Here is an 18,419-nt window from a genome sequence, read left to right on the forward strand (position 1 = left end):
TTTTCCCTCCTTTTTCCGCCACATAGGACGGCACGCAGGGCCCGCAATGGCCCTGGCCACCGCCCTGCTGGCCGGGGGCGCACACGCACAGGGCTTTGACTTCGAGAGCGTGACCCGCCTCGCCCGCGAACGCGCCAGCCAACCCTACCGGCCCGTGAGCGACAGGCTCCCGGCCGACCTCGCAAAGCTCAACTACGACCAGGTGCGCGACATCCGCTGGCGCCCTGATCGCGCTTTGTGGCGGGCCGAGAAGCTGCCTTACGAGGCCATGTTCTTCCATCTGGGGCTGTACCAGAAAGAGCCGGTGCTGATCAACGAGGTGACGCCCCAGGGCGTGCGCCACATCCCCTACAGCCGCGCGGACTTTGACTACGGCAAGAACCAGCTGCGGCCCGAGGCCTGGGGCGATCTGGGCTTTGCAGGCTTTCGTCTGCACAACCACCTGAACTCCAGCGCCTACAAGGACGAGCTGGTGGTCTTCCAGGGTGCGAGCTACTTCCGCGCGCTGGGCCAAGGCCAGCAGTACGGCCTGTCAGCGCGCGGGCTGGCCATCGACACCGTGGGCGGCCGGGGCGAGGAATTTCCCCGCTTCACCGAGTTCTGGCTGGTGCGGCCCGACCCGCTGTCCACCCAGGTCACGGTGTATGCGCTGCTCGACTCGCCACGCGCCACGGGCGCCTACCGCTTCGACATCCAGCCCGGCGCGCAGACCACCACCACGGTACGCAGCCGCATTTTTGTGCGCGCCGCCTCGGGCACCCCACCCATCGCCACACTGGGCGTTGCGCCGCTGACCAGCATGTTCTTCTTCGGCGAGAACCAGCCGCGCAAGGAGGACTTCCGCCCCGAAGTGCATGACTCCGACGGACTCATGGTGGCCACGGGCGAAGGCGAGTGGCTGTGGCGCCCGCTGCAGAACCCCCGGCAAACACTGGTCACCTCGTTCGCCACCAAAAACCCTAAGGGCTTTGGCCTGATGCAACGCGACCGCCAGTGGGCCAGCTACGAGGACGTGGAGGCCCGCTACGAGCGCCGCCCCAGCGCCTGGGTCCGTCCCCTGCACGACTGGGGCGCTGGCCGCGTGGAGCTGGTGCAGCTGAACACCCCCGATGAGACGCACGACAACATCGTGGCGTACTGGGTGCCCGCCCAGATGCCCGCCCCCGGCCAGCCGCTGGAATTTGCCTATGAGCTGAGCTGGCAGGGCGACGAACAGCAGCGCCCGCCCGGCGCCTGGGCCTCCCAGTCGCGCCGTGGCATGGGCTACACCAAGCTGTCGGCCCAGGCTCTGCGCCAGCAGGTTCAGTACGTGGTCGATTTCGAGGGCCCGGCTCTCAAGGCCCTGCCTGCGGAGGCCTCCCTCAAGGTCGTTGTGACCAGCGATGCCAACGGCAAGGTGCTGGAAAACATTGCCTACCGCAACCCCGCCACCGGCGGGTGGCGCATGACCGTTCGCATCCAGCGCCTGCAGGCTGACCGGCCCATCGAGCTGCGCGCTTTTCTCCAACACGACAACCACGCTGTGAGTGAAACATGGACGCACATCAGTCTTCCCGAGTAAGCCCTCATGACCCCCACGGCACCCACGCATCCACCGGCCCTGCCGTGGTCGCGCGGCGCGGTGTGGCCTACCCCCGGCCAACCCCCAGCCGACGCAGCACACTGCGAGAGGAGCGCCACCCCAATGCGGTGACGGCACCGCCCCTGCACCGTGGCTCCATGGTGCCCCTGCCCTGGCGCGGCTTCTGGAACAGCGTGGGCACTGCCGTGCTGCTGCGCCTCACGGGCCGCACGTCTCCGCAACCCGCACCGGCCAGGGTGGCACAGGCCCCCGCTGAATCCACCGCCGCCTGGCAAGGCGCAGCGCAGCGCCGCCGCTGGACGTTTGCGCTGCTCACTGTGCTGACGACGGCCTTGGCCAGCACCCTGTTTGCCAGCGTGCAGCCCGACTACGAAAACGCGTGGCTGAGCTACGGCCAGATCGCGCTGTTTGCCCTGCTGTCCGCCTGGGTGGTGACCGGCTTTTTGACCGGGCTGATGGGCTTTTGGGTGATGCTGCGCGGCGACCGGCATGCACTGTCGGCGCGCAGCGTGGCTGGGCACACGCTGGCGCCCGACGCCCGCACCGCCATCATCATGCCGATCTGCAACGAAGACGTGGCCACCGTGTTTGCCGGGCTGCGGGCCACCTGCGAGTCGGTGGCCGCCACCGGCCATGGCACCACGTTCGACGTGTTTGTGCTCTCCGACAGCAACGACCCCGCCATTGCCCGCGCCGAGCGCGCTGCCTGGGAAGAGCTGCGCAACGCCCTGGCGCAGCACAGCCAGCAGCCCCAGGTGCAGGTGTACTACCGCCTGCGCACGCGCCGCACGCACCGCAAGGCAGGCAACGTGGCCGACTTCTGCCGCCGCTGGGGCAAGGACTACCGCTACATGGTGGTGCTGGACGCCGACAGCGTGATGAGCGGCGACTGCATCGTTTCCATGGCCAAGCTGATGGAAGCCCACCCCACGGCCGGCATCATCCAGACCGCCACGCAGGCCATCGGCCATGTCACGCTACACGCCCGCGCGCAGCAGTTCGCGTCGCGCGTCACGGGCCGCCTGTTCACGCTGGGCATGCAGTACTGGCAGCTGGGCGAATCTCACTACTGGGGCCACAACGCCATCATCCGCGTGGCGCCCTTCATGCAGCACTGCGCGCTGGCGCCCATCCAGGGCACGGGTGGTCTGTCTGGCGGCATCATGTCGCACGACTTTGTGGAGGCCGCACTGATGCGCCGCGCGGGCTACCACGTGTGGCTGGTGGCCGACCTGATCGGCAGCTACGAGCAGCAGCCGCCCGACCTGCTGGCCGAACTGCAGCGCGACCGGCGCTGGTGTCAGGGCAACCTGCAGAACGCGCGCCTGATGGCCGAGCCCGGCATCCACCCCGTGCACCGCTCCATGTTCATCACCGGCGCCATGGCTTATCTGTCGGCGCCGCTGTGGCTGGCCTTCCTCACGCTGGGCACGGCCCTGTGGCTGTCGGGCGCCAAGCTGGTGGCGGACTGGCACATCCTGCCCGCCGAGCTGCTAGCGCTGTGGGCCTGGACCCTGTGCCTGCTGTTCCTGCCCCGCATCCTGGGCGTGACGGCGGTGTTCATGCGCCGCGAGCAAAAGCAGTACGGCGGCGCTTTCAGCCTGCTCAAGAGCGCCGTGCTGGAGAGCGTCATGGCCATCCTGCAGGCGCCCGTTCGCATGCTGGCGCATTCGCTGTTCGTGCTGATCGCATTGACTGGACTGAAGCTGGAGTGGAAGTCGCCCCCGCGCGAAGCCCATGCAGTGCCCTGGCGCCACGCCGTGCGCCAGCTGGCCCCTATGAGCGCGGTGATCGCCCTGCTGGCGGCGGGCGTGGCGCTGATCGACAGCAGCGCGCTGTTGTGGCTGATGCCTGTGGGCTTGCCGCTGGCACTGGCGATTCCGCTGGCGGTGTGGACCAGCCAGATCGCGCTGGGCCGGGCGCTGCGTGCCCAACGGCTGCTGCTGATTCCTGAAGAGTCGTGGTCGCCCCCGGTGCTGCGCCGCGCCTGGATGCACGCCGGGCGCATGGGACGGCCCATGGCCTTGCAAACCGCCTGAGGTGCCAGACCGCACCACCGCTCCCAGCCGGGCGGGCCATAAAAAAGCCGACACATGTCGGCTTTTTTGTTTACTCATATTTTCATAGCAGCTCAGGCATATGGTTGTAGCGCCTGGAGCCAAAAAGGCTTGAAAACCTTTCAGAAAGGCATCTTGGGCATGCCTCCGCCGCCCATGCCCTTCATGCCGCCCATGCGTTTCATCATCTTCATCAGGCCGCCGCCCTTCATCTTCTTCATCATGCCCTGCATTTGTTCGAACTCCTTGAGCAGGCGGTTGACCTCCTGCACATGCACGCCCGCGCCGTTGGCGATGCGCTTCTTGCGCGTGGCCTTGATGAGTTCGGGCTTGCGGCGCTCCAGGGGGGTCATGCTCTGGATGATGCCTTCCTTGCGCTTGATGTCCTTTTCGGCCTTGTCCATGTCCAGCGAACCGGCCTTGGCGGTGAGCTGAGAGGGCAGCTTGTCCATCAGGCTGGACAGTCCGCCCATCTGCTTCATCTGCTGGATCTGCGAGAGAAAGTCGTTCAAGTCGAACCCGTCACCGCTCTTGACCTTGGCCGCCAGCTTTTGTGCGGCCTCCATGTCCACCCCGGCGGTGACCTGCTCCACCAGCGCCACGATGTCGCCCATGCCCAGGATGCGGCCTGCATGGCGCTCGGCATCGAACACTTCCAGCCCGTCGATCTTCTCCGAGACACCCGCAAACTTGATAGGCGCCCCGGTGATCTGGCGCACGGACAGCGCGGCACCACCACGCGAGTCGCCGTCCAGCTTGGTGAGCACAATGCCGGTGAGGGGCAGCGCGTCCTTGAAGGCCTTGGCCGTGTTGATGGCGTCCTGGCCCTGCATGGCATCCACCACGAACAGGGTCTCGACGGGGTTGATCGCGGCGTGCAGGTCCTTGATTTCCTTCATCAAGGCTTCGTCGATGGCCAGGCGGCCGGCCGTATCGACCAACAGCACATCAAAGTAGTGCTTCTTGGCGTAGTCCAGGGCAGCGCTGGCGATGTCAAGCGGCTTCTGGTCGGGCGTGCTGGGGAACCATTCGGCACCGGCCTGCTTGGTCACTGTCTTGAGCTGCTCGATGGCGGCCGGGCGGTACACGTCGCCCGACACGGTCAGCACCTTCTTCTTGCGCTTTTCAATCAGGTGCTTGGCCAGCTTGGCCGTGGTGGTGGTCTTGCCCGCACCTTGCAGGCCAGCCATCAGGATCACGGCGGGCGGCTGGGCGGCCAGGTTGATGTCGGCCACGCCCTCGCCCATGGTGGCGGCCAGTTCGCGGTTGACGATGCTGACCAGCGTCTGCCCGGGCTTGAGCGAACCCAGCACCTCCTGGCCCAGGGCCTTTTCCTTGACGCGGGCGATGAAGTCACGCACCACGGGCAGGGCCACGTCGGCTTCGAGCAGCGCCATGCGCACTTCGCGCAGCATGTCCGTGACATTGGACTCGGTGATGCGGGCCTGGCCACGCATCTCCTTGACGAGGCGCGTGAGTTTGTCGGTAAGGGCGGAGGCCATAGGGGTGTTTCCGGTATTGGCTGCGCGCCGTCAACAAGGGCGGTGCGTGCGCGGCCCCGCCAGGGCGCTGGCGGTGGGCGAAAGGCTAAACTGTGCCCATGATTTTAACGAGTAGCTCTCCGGTCAGTTGGCTGCTGGCCCTGGCCGCTGCCGTGGCTTATGCCGTGCCGGCTGCTGCAGCCTCCCGCCTGGGGGCTGCAGCAGCACGCAATGCACTGCTGGTCGCGTGGTTGCTGCACGGCGCCGTGCTGGTCTGGGGCCTGTGGGGCGATGCGCCCCGGTTCGGTTTTGCGCCCGCGCTGTCGATGACCGCCTGGCTGGTGCTCACGGTCTATGCCGTGGAACGGCAGTTGTTTCCACAAATGCAGTCACGCTGGGTACTGGCAGGGCTGGGCGCGGCCGCCATCGTGCTGGCGATGCTGTTCCCGGGGCAGCCCCTGCACGTGACCGCATCCGCCTGGCTGCCCTTGCACCTGGCGCTGGGCATTGCGTGTTATGGCCTGTTTGCAGCGGCGGTGGTGCACGCCTGGCTCATGACACGCGCCGAACGCCACATCCGGCAGGCTGAAGACCCGCACAGCGGCATCCCGCTGCTGACGCTGGAGCGGCTGACCTTCCGGTTCGTGACGGCGGGGTTTGTACTGCTCACCGCCACCTTGCTGGCCGGTTGGCTGTTTGGCGAGACGCTGTATGGCCGGGCCTGGCGGTGGGACCACAAGGCCGTGTTTTCGATGCTCTCGTGGCTGACCTTTGCCACGTTGCTGCTGGGCCGCGCGCGCTTTGGCTGGCGGGGCCGCAATGCGGTGCGTGTTTTGTATGCGGGCTCGGCCCTGTTGCTGCTGGCCTATGTGGGCTCGCGTTTTGTATTGGAAGTTGTTCTGGGCCGCAGCGCATGAAGTACCTGGTCTTGTTGGTCGTCATCGCGGTGGCCTTAGGTATCTGGCGCAGCCGCCGCGCCCCTGATGCGGCGGCGCCCAAAGCGCCCCCTACACCGCCTGCCCTGCCGCAGGACATGCTGGCCTGCGCGCACTGCGGCGTGCACATCCCGCAGGCCGAAGCCCTGATGCTGGGCAGCCAGGCCTATTGCAGCGCCGAGCACCGGCGCCTGGGCCCGGCCTGAGCGGCGCGGCCCCGTTGTGACCATGCAAGCCGTGTCCGCAGGTTCCCTGCCGCCTTCGGCAGACGCGCCCTTCGCGCGGCTGTGGCTGGGTTTCCTCACCGGCCGCGTTATGGTGGCCCTGGCGCTCTTGGTGCTGCAAGGCGCCGGGCAGCTCATCAATCAAGCGGTGGGACCCACCCTGCTGGCGGTCTGCGTGGCCTACCTGGTGGCTACGGTGGTCGTGCGTGTGCTCTCGCGCCGGGGCCCACCCTCGCCGAGCGCAGGGGCGCAGTGGCTACCCTCCATCGGGGTGGACCTGGCCGCGATCACCGCGCTGCAGCTCTTGCATGCGGGCACCATGAACTACACGCCGCTGTTCGGCCTGCCCATCTTGATCGCTGCGGTGATGGGCACGCTGACGCTGGCCCTGGGCACCACTGCCGCCGTCACCCTGCTGCTGCTGGGCTGGGCCTGGTGGGTGGGACAGTACAGCACGGGAGACGAAGGGCAGCGCTACCTGCAAAGCGCACTGACCGGCACGGGCTACTTCATCGTGAGCTACCTGGTGCACCAGCTGGCGACCCGTCTGGCGCGCGAACAGGAAGTGGCACAACAAAGCCAGGTGGCAGCGCGCGTTCAGACCCAGGTCAGTGCATTGGTCATCCAGAATCTGACCGATGGTGTGCTGGTGGTGGACGAAAGCGATGTGGTGCGCATTGCCAACCCGGCAGGGCTGCAGCTGCTGGGCGGCATGGCGCTGACCGAGTTGCCGTTTGCCCTCACATCCACGGCTCCGTGGCACCCCTTGGTGATCCTGGCGCGGCGCACCTTCCGGCACGAACAACCCCAGACGGCCGACGTCGATCTGCTGCACGAAGGCCAGAGCCCCACCGGCCTGCATGTGCGCACCTGGCTCACATCCACCCGCAACGCGGCCTTGCAAACGCGCTCCGAGCGGCTGTGCGTGATGTTCCTGCACGACCTGCGGGAAATGGAAGCGCGGCTGCGCACCGAAAAACTCGCGGCCATGGGCCGCATGTCCGCCGCAGTGGCCCATGAGATCCGCAACCCGCTGGCGGCCATCGTGCAGGCCAATGCCCTGCTGGAAGAAGACCTGCACGACCCCGCACAAAAACGGCTGGCGCACATGGTGCAGCAAAACGCCGACCGCCTGGCCCGCATCGCCGAAGAGGTGCTGGACATTGCCCGCGTACAGCACCAGATCAGCCATGCCCCTGCCTCGACCGTGGCGCTGGATGAGACAGTCGCCCAGATCTGGAACGACTGGCAGGCCCAGGACCCCGCCCGGCGGCGCGCCCTGGTGTCGCTGGACACGGGCGCCACCCAGGTGGAGTTTGACGCCGAGCACCTGCGTCGGGTGCTCGTCAACCTGCTGGACAACGCCCTGCGCTACATGGGCCCGGAGCCCGACTCGTTGTCAGTGACCACGCGCAACACGCCCGCTGGCCAGGTCAGCCTGCAGGTGTGGAGCGACGGTGCCCCGATGGACAAATCCGTGGAGCGGCATTTGTTCGAGCCCTTCTTCTCGTCGGAGAGCCGCTCCAGCGGCTTGGGTCTCTATATTTGCCGGGAGCTGTGCCAGCGCCATGGCGCCTCCATCAGCTACCAGCGCCTGAACCGCCACACCGCACGCGGTGACATCGGAGGCAACGCCTTTACTGTGGGCTTCCGCCGCACGACCCGCCCCGCCGACAATGCCACCTTGTTTGACACCATCGTGGTCTGACCGCCGCCTCCATGAACGCCCCTGCCGCCTCCATCCTTGTCGTTGACGACGAACCCGATCTGCGCACCCTGTACGAGCTCACCCTGCTGCGCGAGGGGTACCGGGTCGAAACCGCGTCGAGCGTCCAGGAGGCGCGTGATCAACTCAAGGCCCACCGCTTTGACGCCGTGATTACCGATATGCGGCTTCCCGACGGGTTTGGCATGGAGCTGCTGCAGGATCTGCGCGACCAGCAACGGCGCGAACGCTGCGTGGTCATGACCGCCTACGGCTCGGCAGAGAACGCGGTCGAGGCGCTGCGCGCAGGGGCCTTCGACTACCTCACCAAGCCCGTGGACCTCAAGCAGTTCCGCTCGGTGGTGGCCTCAGCCATCCAGGGCACGGGTGGGGTTCCACCTCCGCGTGCGGCACGCAGCAACGGCTCCAGCCGGTCTACCAATGCAGCGGCGGCGACCGGCGAATTCGGCAATGCCAACGCCGCCCTGGACCGCCTCGTGGGCGAGTCCGACGCCATCCGCAACGTCAAGCAGCGCGTGGCCAAGGTATCGCGTGGCATGGCGCCGGTGCTGATCCATGGCGAGTCGGGCACGGGCAAGGAGCTGGTGGCCCAAGCCCTGCATGCCAGCAGCCAGCGTGCTGACGGGCCCCTGGTCGCGGTGAACTGCGGGGCCATCCCCGAGAACCTGCTGGAAGCTGAATTTTTTGGTGCCCGCAAGGGCTCCTACACCGGCGCGTCGCAAGACCGTGACGGCTACTTCCAGGCCGCACGCGGGGGCACATTGTTCCTCGACGAAATCGGCGACCTGCCGCTGGCCATGCAGTCCAAGCTGCTGCGCGCCATCCAGGAGCGCAGCGTGCGGCCACTCGGCTCCACCCAGGAAGAGACGGTGGATGTGCGCATTGTGAGCGCCACCCACCGCGATCTGGCGGCCGATGTGCAGGCCGGCCGGTTCCGCCAGGACCTGTACTACCGGCTCAATGTGATCGAGATCGTCATCCCGCCGCTGCGCGAGCGCCGCGAGGACCTGCCCGCACTGTGCGCAGCGCTGCTCACCCGCATTGCCCACGAGTCGGGCATGCCGGTGCCCCAACTCACCGACCGGGCACTGAACGCCATTGCCGCCCACCCGCTGACCGGCAATGTCCGCGAGCTGGAAAATCTGCTGCACCGCGCAGTGGCATTGAGCGACGGGGACGAGTTGCAGGTGGATGCGCCAAGCGGCGCGTCAGATGTGCAGATGGCACGCCTAGCACCGCCCACGCTTGTGCCCGCGCCCGAGGGATCGGCGGTGTCCGCCGCCTTCTCTGCCGGGCCCCACGCTTCGACGTCTGCAGACACAGGCCAGGGCCCTCAGCCCCTGGCCAACGGCTGCACGGTGCCACTGCCCAGCGACCTGCAGGCCTGGTTGGACCAGCAGGAGCGGGAGATCCTGATCCGCGCGCTGAAAGAAGCCGGGTTCAACCGTACCGCCACAGCCGCACGCCTGGGCATCAGCCTGCGCCAGATTCGCTACCGCATCGCCCGTCTGAACATCGCCGTGCCCAATGACCAGGACCCGCATGACGAACTGGGCTGACGGTGCACCAGCGGCAGACATGGCGCCCTGGGAGGGCGGCTGGTACAGGACCGCTCAGCGGCTCGCATCTCCGAACCACGGGCCGCGCCCGGTACAGACCTCGCAAGTCGATCTGATCGTGGTGCATTCCATCAGCCTGCCGCCGGGCGAATACGGCGGCGGTGCCGTGCAACAGCTGTTCACCAACACCCTGGACTGGGATGCGCACCCCTACTACCAGGGCATCCGCGGATTGCAGGTGTCCGCGCATTTTTTCATCGAGCGCACCGGGGTGCTGTGGCAGTTTGTGGATTGCGACCTGCGCGCCTGGCATGCCGGGCAATCGTTCTACCGGGGGAGGAGCCAGTGCAACGACGATTCCATCGGCATTGAACTGGAAGGCCTGGAGGGCCTGCACTTCGAGTCGCCACAGTACGAAACCCTGGCCAGGGTCTGCCAGGACATTGCGCTGCGCTATCCCATCGAGCACATCGCAGGGCATGAACACATTGCCCCGGGACGTAAGTTGGACCCAGGCCCGGGCTTTGACTGGCCACGACTGCAAGGGGCGTTGGACTGGCCCGCGCAGCGATTCCCGCTGAACACGCGGGCGGACCCCTTGCAGCTTCGCTGACGCCGCACTTTCACTGTCGTACGGGCGCATCAAGACATTTTTTTCTTTGTGCGCTTGCACATATTTTTGTAGCCAAGCGCTGCGCGGCCTGGCGCAGGAAATCCGCCGCCAAGGTACGCCACTGCACGGTTTTGCATCGCCCACATCGCATTCACAAGGGCTCGCCACAGGCACCGGTTGCGTACGCAACGGGGTTGAGAACATGCTGTTTCGGTTTTGGGGACTCATTCCGGCGGTACACTACCGGTAGTGTCTTGAACCGCCTCGACACACCATATATAGTGTGCACCAGACTGAAGTCCGGTGCAGCACCCACACACTGCGGCGGCACTCCAGGCCGCACGCCCACCCCAGACAGCCCACAGAAGAGGACCCCCATGCAAGCTGCTTTGAACACGCCTTCCCCATCGCCCACCGCCTCTGCGGATGCCGCCACGCACGCTGCGGCGGCCGCAGCTTCCGGGCACCCGCTCACGCATTACCAGATCATTCGCCGCAACGGCGCGGTGGTGCCGTTCGAGCCCCAAAAAATTGCGGTGGCGATGATGAAGGCGTTTCTGGCAGTGCACGGCACGCAGGGCGCTGCCTCTGCCAGCGTGCGTGAGGTAGTGGACACGCTCACCCAGAACGTGGTCCGCGCCCTCATGCGCTCGCGTCCTGGCGGCGGCACCTTCCACATTGAAGATGTGCAGGACCAGGTCGAGCTGGGCCTGATGCGCGGCGAGCACCATGAAGTCGCCCGTGCCTACGTGCTGTACCGAGAGCGCCGCACGCAGGAGCGCGCTCACCACCTGGAACAGCTAGCACCCGCCACCCCGGTGCTGCACGTGATCGACAACGGCCAACGCGTGCAGCTGGACATCCTGCGCCTGCACGCCTTGATCGAGTCGGCCTGCGCCAACCTGGGCGCCGACATCCAGGCAGCCCCCATCGTCGCAGAGACCATGCGCAACCTGTATGACGGCGTTCCCATGGACGAGGTCTACAAGGCGTCCATTCTGGCGGCCCGCACCCTGATCGAAAAAGATCCTGACTACACCTACGCCACGGCCCGCCTGCTGCTGCACACCATCGTGCGCGAGGTGCTGGGGCGTGACGTAGCCCAGAGCAACATGGGCCAGGCCTACAAGGACTATTTCCCCACCTTCATTCAGAAGGGGGTGGACAACGAGCTGCTGGACGAGCGCCTGCTCAAGCAATACGACCTGAACCGCCTGGGCGCCGCGCTCAAGGCCGAGCGCGACCTGCAGTTCGACTACCTGGGCCTGCAGACGCTGTACGACCGCTACTTCCTGCACGTCAAGAAGACCCGCATCGAGCTGCCCCAAGCCTTCTTCATGCGCGTGGCCATGGGCCTGGCGCTCAACGAAACCGACCGCGAAGCCCGGGCCATCGAGTTCTATGAAGTGCTCTCGTCGTTCGATTTCATGTCGTCCACCCCCACGCTGTTCAACAGCGGCACGCTGCGCTCGCAGCTGTCGAGCTGCTACCTGACCACGGTGCCCGACGACCTCGATGGCATTTACGAGTCGATCAAGGAAAACGCCTTGTTGTCCAAGTTTGCCGGAGGCCTGGGCAACGACTGGACCCGCGTGCGCGCCCTGGGCTCGCACATCAAGGGCACCAACGGCGAATCGCAGGGCGTGGTGCCCTTCCTCAAGGTGGTCAACGACACGGCCGTGGCCGTGAACCAGGGCGGCAAGCGCAAGGGCGCCGTCTGCACCTACCTGGAAACCTGGCACCTGGACATCGAAGAGTTCCTGGAACTGCGCAAGAACACCGGCGACGATCGCCGCCGCACGCACGACATGAACACGGCCAACTGGATCCCTGACCTGTTCATGCGCCGCGTGATGGAAAAGGGCACCTGGACGCTGTTCTCCCCTTCTAACGTGCCCGACCTGCACGACCTGTTTGGCGCCGACTTTGAAAAGGCCTATGTGGCCTACGAAGAAAAGGCTGCACGCGGCGAGATCAAGCCCGCCAAGACCATCCAGGCCACGGACCTCTGGCGCAAGATTCTCACCATGCTGTTCGAGACCGGCCATCCCTGGATCACGTTCAAGGATGCCTGCAATGTGCGCTCGCCCCAACAGCACGCCGGTGTGGTGCATTCCTCTAATCTGTGCACCGAGATCACGCTCAACACCAGCGACACCGAAACTGCCGTGTGCAACCTCGGCTCGGTGAACCTGCTGCAGCACATCAAGAACGGCCAGATCGACCACGACAAGCTCAAGAAGACCATCACCGTGGCCATGCGCATGCTGGACAACGTGATCGACATCAACTACTACGCAGTCAACAAGGCCCGCGACTCCAACCTGCGCCACCGCCCCGTGGGTCTGGGCGTGATGGCTTTCCAGGACAGCCTGTATGCGCTGCGCATTCCTTACGCCTCGCAAGAGGCGGTGGAATTCGCCGACAAGTCGATGGAAGCCATCTGCTACTACGCCTATTGGGCGTCCACCGAGCTGGCCAAAGAGCGCGGCAAGTACTCGAGCTATAAGGGCTCGCTGTGGGATCGCGGTATCCTGCCTTTCGACACGCTGGACATGCTCTCGCAGGCCCGTGGCGGGTATGTGGAAGTGGACCGATCGTCCACGCTGGACTGGGATGCCCTGCGCAAGAAGATTGCACTGGACGGCATGCGCAACTCCAACTGCGTCGCCATTGCCCCCACGGCCACCATCTCGAACATCATTGGCGTCGATGCCTCGATCGAGCCTTCGTTCGGCAACCTGTCGGTCAAGTCCAACCTGTCGGGCGAGTTCACGGTCATCAACGGCGGCCTGGTGCGTGACCTCAAGCGCCTGGGCCTGTGGGATGACGTGATGATCATGGACCTCAAGCACTTCAAGGGTTCGCTGCACCCCATCGACCGCGTGCCCCAGGACATCAAGGCGCTCTACTCCACAGCCTTCGAAGTCGAACCCCAGTGGCTGGTGGAAGCCGCATCACGCCGCCAGAAGTGGATCGATCAGGCGCAGAGCCTCAACATCTACATGGCCGGCGCGTCGGGCAAGAAGCTCGACGACACCTACAAACTGGCGTGGGTGCGCGGCCTCAAGACCACCTACTACCTGCGCACCCAAAGCGCTACGCATGTCGAAATGAGCACCGTGAACACACGCCAGCTCAATGCAGTGTCATCGGGCAATGACAGCGGCGCATCGGCAGCTTCAGCCACCGCAGCGGCCAAGCAAAACCCGCTGGAAGCCGCTGCCGCAACGGCCTCTCAGCAGGCTGCAGCTGTGCCAGCCACGGACGTCAAGTTCTGCGCCATCGACGATCCTGGCTGCGAGGCCTGCCAGTAAGCACATTGCCAGCAACGCATCGGGCTCGCCCGAGGCGTTGCTCCGGTGCTGTGAAGCAACAAAACCTTGCTGCACAACGCTTCAGTGCTTTCCTTTTCGCAGCACTGCTTTCATAATCCGAACACTGGAAAATCTATGTTGACCTGGGACGAAGAAGTCAAGCCCTCATCGCAAAATCAACTGGACGGCGGTCTGCCCAACAACCGCCAGGTGGGACAACCGCCTCTCGCTTTCCAGACGCCTTCGCTGCAGCCTTTGAGCACCTCGGCCCCAGCAGCAAGCGCCACCACCACAACCGTCGCCGCAGCAGCACACCGCCGTGTGAACGCTGCCGACAAGCGCATCATCAACGGCCAGACCGACGTCAACCAGCTGGTGCCTTTCAAGTACAAGTGGGCGTGGGAAAAATACCTTGCTACCTGCGCCAATCACTGGATGCCCCAAGAGGTGAACATGACGCGTGACATCGCGTTGTGGAAGGACCCCAACGGCCTGACCGAAGACGAGCGCCGCATCATCAAGCGCAACCTGGGCTTCTTCGTCACCGCCGATTCGCTGGCCGCCAACAACATCGTGCTGGGCACGTACCGCCACATCACGGCCCCTGAGTGCCGCCAGTTCCTGCTGCGCCAGGCGTTCGAAGAAGCGATCCACACCCACGCGTATCAGTACATCGTCGAATCGCTGGGTCTGGATGAAAGCGAAATCTTCAACGCCTACAACGAAGTCCAGTCGATCCGCGACAAGGACGAATTCCTGATCCCCTTCATCGAAGCGATCATGGATCCGTCGTTCAAAACCGGCACGCCCGAGACCGACCAGACCCTGCTCAAGTCGCTGATCGTTTTCGCGTGCCTGATGGAAGGCCTGTTCTTTTACGTGGGTTTCACGCAGATCCTGGCATTGGGTCGCCAGAACAAGATGACCGGCGCTGCTGAGCAGTACCAATACATCCTGCGCGATGAGTCGATGCACTGCAATTTCGGCATCGACTTGATCAATCAGCTCAAGCTCGAAAACCCCCACCTGTGGACCGCAGAGTTCAAGGCCGAGATCAAGGCACTATTCCTCAAGGCCGTCGAGTTGGAGTACCGCTACGCCGAAGACACCATGCCCCGTGGCGTGCTGGGCATGAATGCTTCCATGTTCAAGGGCTACCTGCGCTACATCGCCAACCGCCGCGCCACGCAGATCGGGTTGGAGACGCTGTTCCCCAATGAAGAGAACCCGTTCCCGTGGATGAGCGAGATGATCGATCTCAAGAAGGAGCGCAACTTCTTCGAGACCCGGGTTATTGAATACCAGTCCGGTGGTGCGCTGTCCTGGGACTAGCGCCTTTTTTGCAGACCACACCACCATGGATTTTTACACCACGCCCAGCAACGACAGCGCCGCAGAGCGCTGCCCTGCGGGGCGTTCCCGTGTTCATGGAGATGGAGTTTTCATCCATCTCCATGGATCGCTCTCTGTCCACTGCAGACAGGAAGTGCTCTTTGCAAATTGACCCAAGGAGAACATGATGGCAACTGCGAAAAAACCGGCCGCTAAGAAGGCTGCTCCCGCGAAAAAGGCTGCAACGGCCAAACCCGTAGCCGCCAAGAAGGCTGCACCTGCCAAGAAGGCAGCAGCACCGGCAAAGAAAGCCGCTCCTGCCAAGAAGGCCGTAGCTGCGAAGAAGGCTGCACCCGCCAAGAAGGCAGCAGCACCGGCAAAGAAAGCCGCTCCTGCCAAGAAGGCCGTAGCTGCGAAGAAGGCTGCACCCGCCAAGAAGGCAGCAGCACCGGCAAAGAAAGCCGCTCCTGCCAAGAAGGCCGTAGCTGCGAAGAAGGCTGCACCCGCCAAGAAGGCAGCAGCACCGGCAAAGAAAGCCGCTCCCGCCAAGAAGGCCGCAGTAGCGAAGAAGGCTGCACCCGCCAAGAAGGCAGCAGCACCGGCAAAGAAAGCCGCTCCCGCCAAGAAGGCCGCAGTAGCCAAGAAGGCCGCAGCACCTGCCAAGGCAGCCCCCGCAAAGAAAGCTGCCCCGGCCAAGAAGGCCCCCAAGGCGCCTGCCCCTGCGGCCGCTGCCCCTGCAGCACAAACCACGCTGAACCCTCAGGCAGCCTGGCCTTTCCCTACGGGCAACAAGCCCTGATCCTGGCGCGCCACGCGCTCAACCCGGTGCAAACGCACCGGGTTTTTTTTCGTCTGTATGCAAGTCTGGGCACTCCCAAGAGCTACCTGGCAAGCAAGCTGCGTTGTACAGCACTGGGCAGCACAACGCAGACGACACTGGCTCGGAGGATTAACCCAACGGATCGAAATCCAGCGTGTAGTTCTGTGGGCCACGTTGCGCGATCTTGAGAGCGCCAACCCGGTTGCCCAGCTCCGCACAACGCACGAGGGACCAGCCCTTTTCCAGACCAAACAGCAGCGCGCCGCGCCAGGCATCGCCGCAACCCGTGGGGTCCACCACCGCTGCAGGCGCCACAGAGGGCACATGGGTTTTTTCACCATCCACCCAGACCTCGCAGCCCTCTGCGCCCAGCGTCACCACCAGCCCCTGCACCTTGCGGGAGATATCGGCCAAAGACCAGCCGGTGCGGTCGCAGAGCATTTTCCCTTCATAGTCATTGACGGTGACCCAGGTGGCCTGGTCGATGAACTGCGCCAGCTCCTGCCCATTGAACATGGGCAAGCCCTGACCTGGATCGAACACAAACGGGATACCCGCCGCCACGAACTGGGCCGCATGCTCCAGCATCGCGTCACGCCCGTCCGGCGCGATGATCCCCACGCTGACACTGTTGTCTGCACCAATTCGATTGGCATGGGCCTGCATCATGGCGCCAGGATGGAAAGCCGTGATCTGGTTGTTGTCACGGTCCGTCATGATCATCGCCTGCGCGGTGTAGGTGTCCTGCACCTGCCCGACGTGTCGGGCGCTGATACCCAGCGACTGCAGTCGCTGCAGATAGTCAGCACCGTCACTGCCCAACATGGCCATGGGCAGCGGCTCGCCACCGAGCAGCTTGAGGCTGTAAGCAATGTTGCCAGCACACCCCCCGAAGTCGCGGCGCAACGACGGGACAAGGAAGGACACATTCAGGATATGGAGCTGATCCGGCAGGATCTGCTCCGCAAAACGCCCCTCGAAAGTCATGATGGTGTCGAACGCCAGGGAACCACAAATGAGGGCAGCCATAGATAGTGAAACTCGGTAAGTTGTTGGGAGAAAAATCAGGGATAGAACGCAAGCAGCCGGTAGCCCGCCACGCGCGCACCGCCTGTGGTCACGAGCACAGACACCGAGGTGCCCCACTCACCTTTCGCGGGCAGCTCCGCTGGAGCCGCCATGTCGGTAGGCAGCAGAACCCGCCGCAATACGGCCTGATCCTGCGCATCGGTAAGGGTCAGCTCCACCGCAGGCATGGCCAGTGGAATGGTGGCGGTGCTCTTCATCGTCAGCGCTAACTGGTAACTGTCACCCCGGGCTTTGTTGAAAGAAGAACTGTCGATGACCACATCGGCAATCTGGCGCACAGGGGCAAGTTCGCAGCGCAAGGGCTCGCACAGTTTCACCAACCAGGGCCGGGTACGCACATCCAGGGCTGCAATGCGGTCACGCTCCTGCACCGCAATCTGCAAAGCCAGCCCCAGCAAGGAGACGATGAACCCCAGCCACAAAACCATCCGCACGACCGGCTTGCGCCAAAACGCCTTGCGGCGCGCAGCCACCACAAAGCTGACCTCGGGGTCTGACGCCTGGTTGTCGGCCTCATCGTCGTCGTCGTCAACAGCGGGTCTGGGGCGCGCCTGCAGGATGGCGGCATGCGAATCGTCCTTCACCAACTCCATCGCCGGAGCCTCTGGCGCAACCTCCTTCGACACAAAGTCCACAGAAGGCAACGCGGGCGCAGGCGGGGTGGGCACAGCAACGGGCGACGCAGGCTCAGATTTCTGAGCATCGCCTGAAAGTCCAGCACCGGTATCGGACGACGGAGCGAGAGCAATAGGCGCTACCGGAGACTGTGCAAGCTCTGCTGAGTGACTCGCGCGCTGCTCTGTGGCATCCACATCCCTGGTTGCGTTCAGCGCTACCTCGGAATCGCGAAGTTCGGCAAACGGCAGTTCATAGCCTGCCAGGCTGGGGGGCGCAGGAACCGGTGGCACAGCTCCACCAAACAAACTGCCACGTCCATCAGCGACGTCCTGCGCCGCGTCGGATGGCATCGTGACGGCGGACTGCTCTTGCCTGGCCACATGAACGGCAGGGGAGTGATCATCCAAGCGGAGCGCCGTGTCCGGTATCACCACCGGCTCTGGAGCATCAGCAGGCGCTGTGACGGATGGCGATGCCTCAGCCTCCACCGCTGTCGCAGTCCGCGATGCACTGTGGGCTCTCCATGCAAACGGCGCGGCGACCTCCTTGCCAAAGACATCCGACGAGACTTCCGTGCGAGCCGCGGCAGTAAGAAAAGCAGGTACCGCAGGACTGGGAATATCGAGCACCGGAGCAGCAGGTAAATCACTGTCCATGCCATAGGGAAATGCGTCGATGGCGGCGGTTGCGGCAGCCTCGGTGGCGGAGGTTGAAGCACTGCGGATGACGGGAGTGCCTGCCTTGTCCACATCCTGCGGGGCAGGCGGGGTACCGGTGGGCGACTTGCCTCCACCCCAGGCTCCCAGTGCATCCGGCTTGCGCGCTATGGGCGCAGTGGGCGCGCGCAGGTCCGTGAGCGATACATCGGGCAGCAGCGGAGCCGGTGCCACAGGCAGCAAATGGGCCGAGGCATCGAATACCTCCTTGCATTGGCCGCAGCGCACCCATCCTTCAGAGATGCGCAATTGGTCCGCCACAACCTTGAAGGTGGTGGCGCAGGACGGGCAGCGGGTGATCTGGCTCATCAGCGAGCGATTGTAGAGGCCATGCCACGGCTGCCAGAACA

General features: G+C 64.7%; 13 protein-coding genes. 10 read left to right on the forward strand and 3 right to left on the reverse strand.

Going from position 1 to position 18,419, the window contains the following annotated elements; translation table 11 throughout:
- Nucleotides 1–46: 46 nt before the first annotated feature.
- Nucleotides 47–1,561, forward strand: coding sequence for a glucan biosynthesis protein G (locus tag C8C95_RS05370; protein WP_116747905.1), 1,515 nt, complete (start codon nt 47–49; stop codon nt 1,559–1,561).
- Nucleotides 1,534–3,621, forward strand: a complete 2,088-nt coding sequence (gene mdoH, locus C8C95_RS05375; RefSeq protein WP_243415636.1) for a glucans biosynthesis glucosyltransferase MdoH — start codon at nt 1,534–1,536, stop codon at nt 3,619–3,621. The genes C8C95_RS05370 and mdoH overlap by 28 nt, the downstream gene beginning before the upstream one ends.
- 140 nt (nt 3,622–3,761) lie before the next feature.
- Here mdoH and ffh read toward each other — a convergent pair whose 3' ends face one another.
- Nucleotides 3,762–5,141, reverse strand: coding sequence for a signal recognition particle protein (gene ffh, locus C8C95_RS05380; protein ID WP_116747907.1), 1,380 nt, complete (start codon nt 5,139–5,141; stop codon nt 3,762–3,764).
- Between the two features lie 98 nt (nt 5,142–5,239).
- Between ffh and ccsA the strand changes: the two genes are divergently transcribed.
- The 8 genes from ccsA to C8C95_RS05420 all read left to right on the forward strand — a co-directional run bounded on the left by ccsA (nt 5,240) and on the right by C8C95_RS05420 (nt 15,625).
- Nucleotides 5,240–6,037, forward strand: a complete 798-nt coding sequence (gene ccsA, locus C8C95_RS05385) for a cytochrome c biogenesis protein CcsA (RefSeq protein WP_015015617.1) — start codon at nt 5,240–5,242, stop codon at nt 6,035–6,037.
- Nucleotides 6,034–6,261: a PP0621 family protein gene (locus tag C8C95_RS05390; protein WP_116747908.1), complete on the forward strand. Its 228-nt coding sequence runs from the start codon at nt 6,034–6,036 to the stop codon at nt 6,259–6,261. Before ccsA ends, C8C95_RS05390 begins: the two co-directional genes overlap by 4 nt.
- 22 nt (nt 6,262–6,283) lie before the next feature.
- On the forward strand, nt 6,284–7,987 hold the full coding sequence (locus C8C95_RS05395) for a HAMP domain-containing sensor histidine kinase (RefSeq protein ID WP_116747909.1): 1,704 nt from the start codon (nt 6,284–6,286) through the stop codon (nt 7,985–7,987).
- An 11-nt stretch (nt 7,988–7,998) separates the two neighbouring features.
- Nucleotides 7,999–9,564, forward strand: a complete 1,566-nt coding sequence (locus C8C95_RS05400) for a sigma-54 dependent transcriptional regulator (RefSeq protein ID WP_116747910.1) — start codon at nt 7,999–8,001, stop codon at nt 9,562–9,564.
- Entirely contained in the window at nt 9,548–10,177 is a 630-nt protein-coding gene (gene ampD / locus C8C95_RS05405) for a 1,6-anhydro-N-acetylmuramyl-L-alanine amidase AmpD (RefSeq protein WP_116747911.1), read from the forward strand. The genes C8C95_RS05400 and ampD overlap by 17 nt, the downstream gene beginning before the upstream one ends.
- A gap of 377 nt (nt 10,178–10,554) precedes the next feature.
- Nucleotides 10,555–13,494 carry a ribonucleoside-diphosphate reductase subunit alpha gene (locus tag C8C95_RS05410; protein WP_108500150.1) on the forward strand — a complete coding sequence of 980 codons (2,940 nt, stop codon included), beginning with the start codon at nt 10,555–10,557 and terminating at the stop codon, nt 13,492–13,494.
- A 135-nt stretch (nt 13,495–13,629) separates the two neighbouring features.
- The gene (locus tag C8C95_RS05415) at nt 13,630–14,826 is read left to right on the forward strand and encodes a ribonucleotide-diphosphate reductase subunit beta (RefSeq protein ID WP_116747912.1); all 1,197 of its coding nucleotides are present in this window, start codon (nt 13,630–13,632) and stop codon (nt 14,824–14,826) included.
- Nucleotides 14,827–15,013: 187 nt separating this feature from the next.
- A complete protein-coding gene (locus C8C95_RS05420; RefSeq protein WP_116747913.1) occupies nt 15,014–15,625 on the forward strand; it encodes a histone in 612 nt (203 codons plus the stop codon).
- Between the two features lie 150 nt (nt 15,626–15,775).
- Here the strand turns inward: C8C95_RS05420 and C8C95_RS05425 are convergent, their stop codons facing one another.
- A complete protein-coding gene (locus C8C95_RS05425; protein WP_056066336.1) occupies nt 15,776–16,675 on the reverse strand; it encodes a carbohydrate kinase family protein in 900 nt (299 codons plus the stop codon).
- A gap of 35 nt (nt 16,676–16,710) precedes the next feature.
- Nucleotides 16,711–18,378: a DUF3426 domain-containing protein gene (locus tag C8C95_RS05430; protein WP_116747914.1), complete on the reverse strand. Its 1,668-nt coding sequence runs from the start codon at nt 18,376–18,378 to the stop codon at nt 16,711–16,713.
- Nucleotides 18,379–18,419 lie beyond the last annotated feature (41 nt).

Origin of the sequence: Acidovorax sp. 99, from assembly GCF_003096455.1 — a bacterium.
In the GTDB taxonomy this organism is placed as follows: Bacteria; Pseudomonadota; Gammaproteobacteria; order Burkholderiales; family Burkholderiaceae_C; genus Acidovorax; species Acidovorax delafieldii.

Excerpts from the sequence above, each read along its gene's own strand:
- C8C95_RS05425 (WP_056066336.1), bottom strand. The coding sequence starts at position 16,675 with ATGGCTGCCCTCATTTGTGGTTCCCTGGCGTTCGACACCATCATGACT.
- mdoH (WP_243415636.1), top strand. The coding sequence starts at position 1,534 with ATGGACGCACATCAGTCTTCCCGAGTAAGCCCTCATGACCCCCACGGC.
- C8C95_RS05400 (WP_116747910.1), top strand. The coding sequence starts at position 7,999 with ATGAACGCCCCTGCCGCCTCCATCCTTGTCGTTGACGACGAACCCGAT.
- ffh (WP_116747907.1), bottom strand. The coding sequence starts at position 5,141 with ATGGCCTCCGCCCTTACCGACAAACTCACGCGCCTCGTCAAGGAGATG.
- C8C95_RS05390 (WP_116747908.1), top strand. The coding sequence starts at position 6,034 with ATGAAGTACCTGGTCTTGTTGGTCGTCATCGCGGTGGCCTTAGGTATC.
- C8C95_RS05395 (WP_116747909.1), top strand. The coding sequence starts at position 6,284 with ATGCAAGCCGTGTCCGCAGGTTCCCTGCCGCCTTCGGCAGACGCGCCC.
- C8C95_RS05430 (WP_116747914.1), bottom strand. The coding sequence starts at position 18,378 with ATGAGCCAGATCACCCGCTGCCCGTCCTGCGCCACCACCTTCAAGGTT.
- C8C95_RS05415 (WP_116747912.1), top strand. The coding sequence starts at position 13,630 with ATGTTGACCTGGGACGAAGAAGTCAAGCCCTCATCGCAAAATCAACTG.
- C8C95_RS05410 (WP_108500150.1), top strand. The coding sequence starts at position 10,555 with ATGCAAGCTGCTTTGAACACGCCTTCCCCATCGCCCACCGCCTCTGCG.
- C8C95_RS05420 (WP_116747913.1), top strand. The coding sequence starts at position 15,014 with ATGGCAACTGCGAAAAAACCGGCCGCTAAGAAGGCTGCTCCCGCGAAA.
- C8C95_RS05370 (WP_116747905.1), top strand. The coding sequence starts at position 47 with ATGGCCCTGGCCACCGCCCTGCTGGCCGGGGGCGCACACGCACAGGGC.
- ccsA (WP_015015617.1), top strand. The coding sequence starts at position 5,240 with ATGATTTTAACGAGTAGCTCTCCGGTCAGTTGGCTGCTGGCCCTGGCC.
- ampD (WP_116747911.1), top strand. The coding sequence starts at position 9,548 with ATGACGAACTGGGCTGACGGTGCACCAGCGGCAGACATGGCGCCCTGG.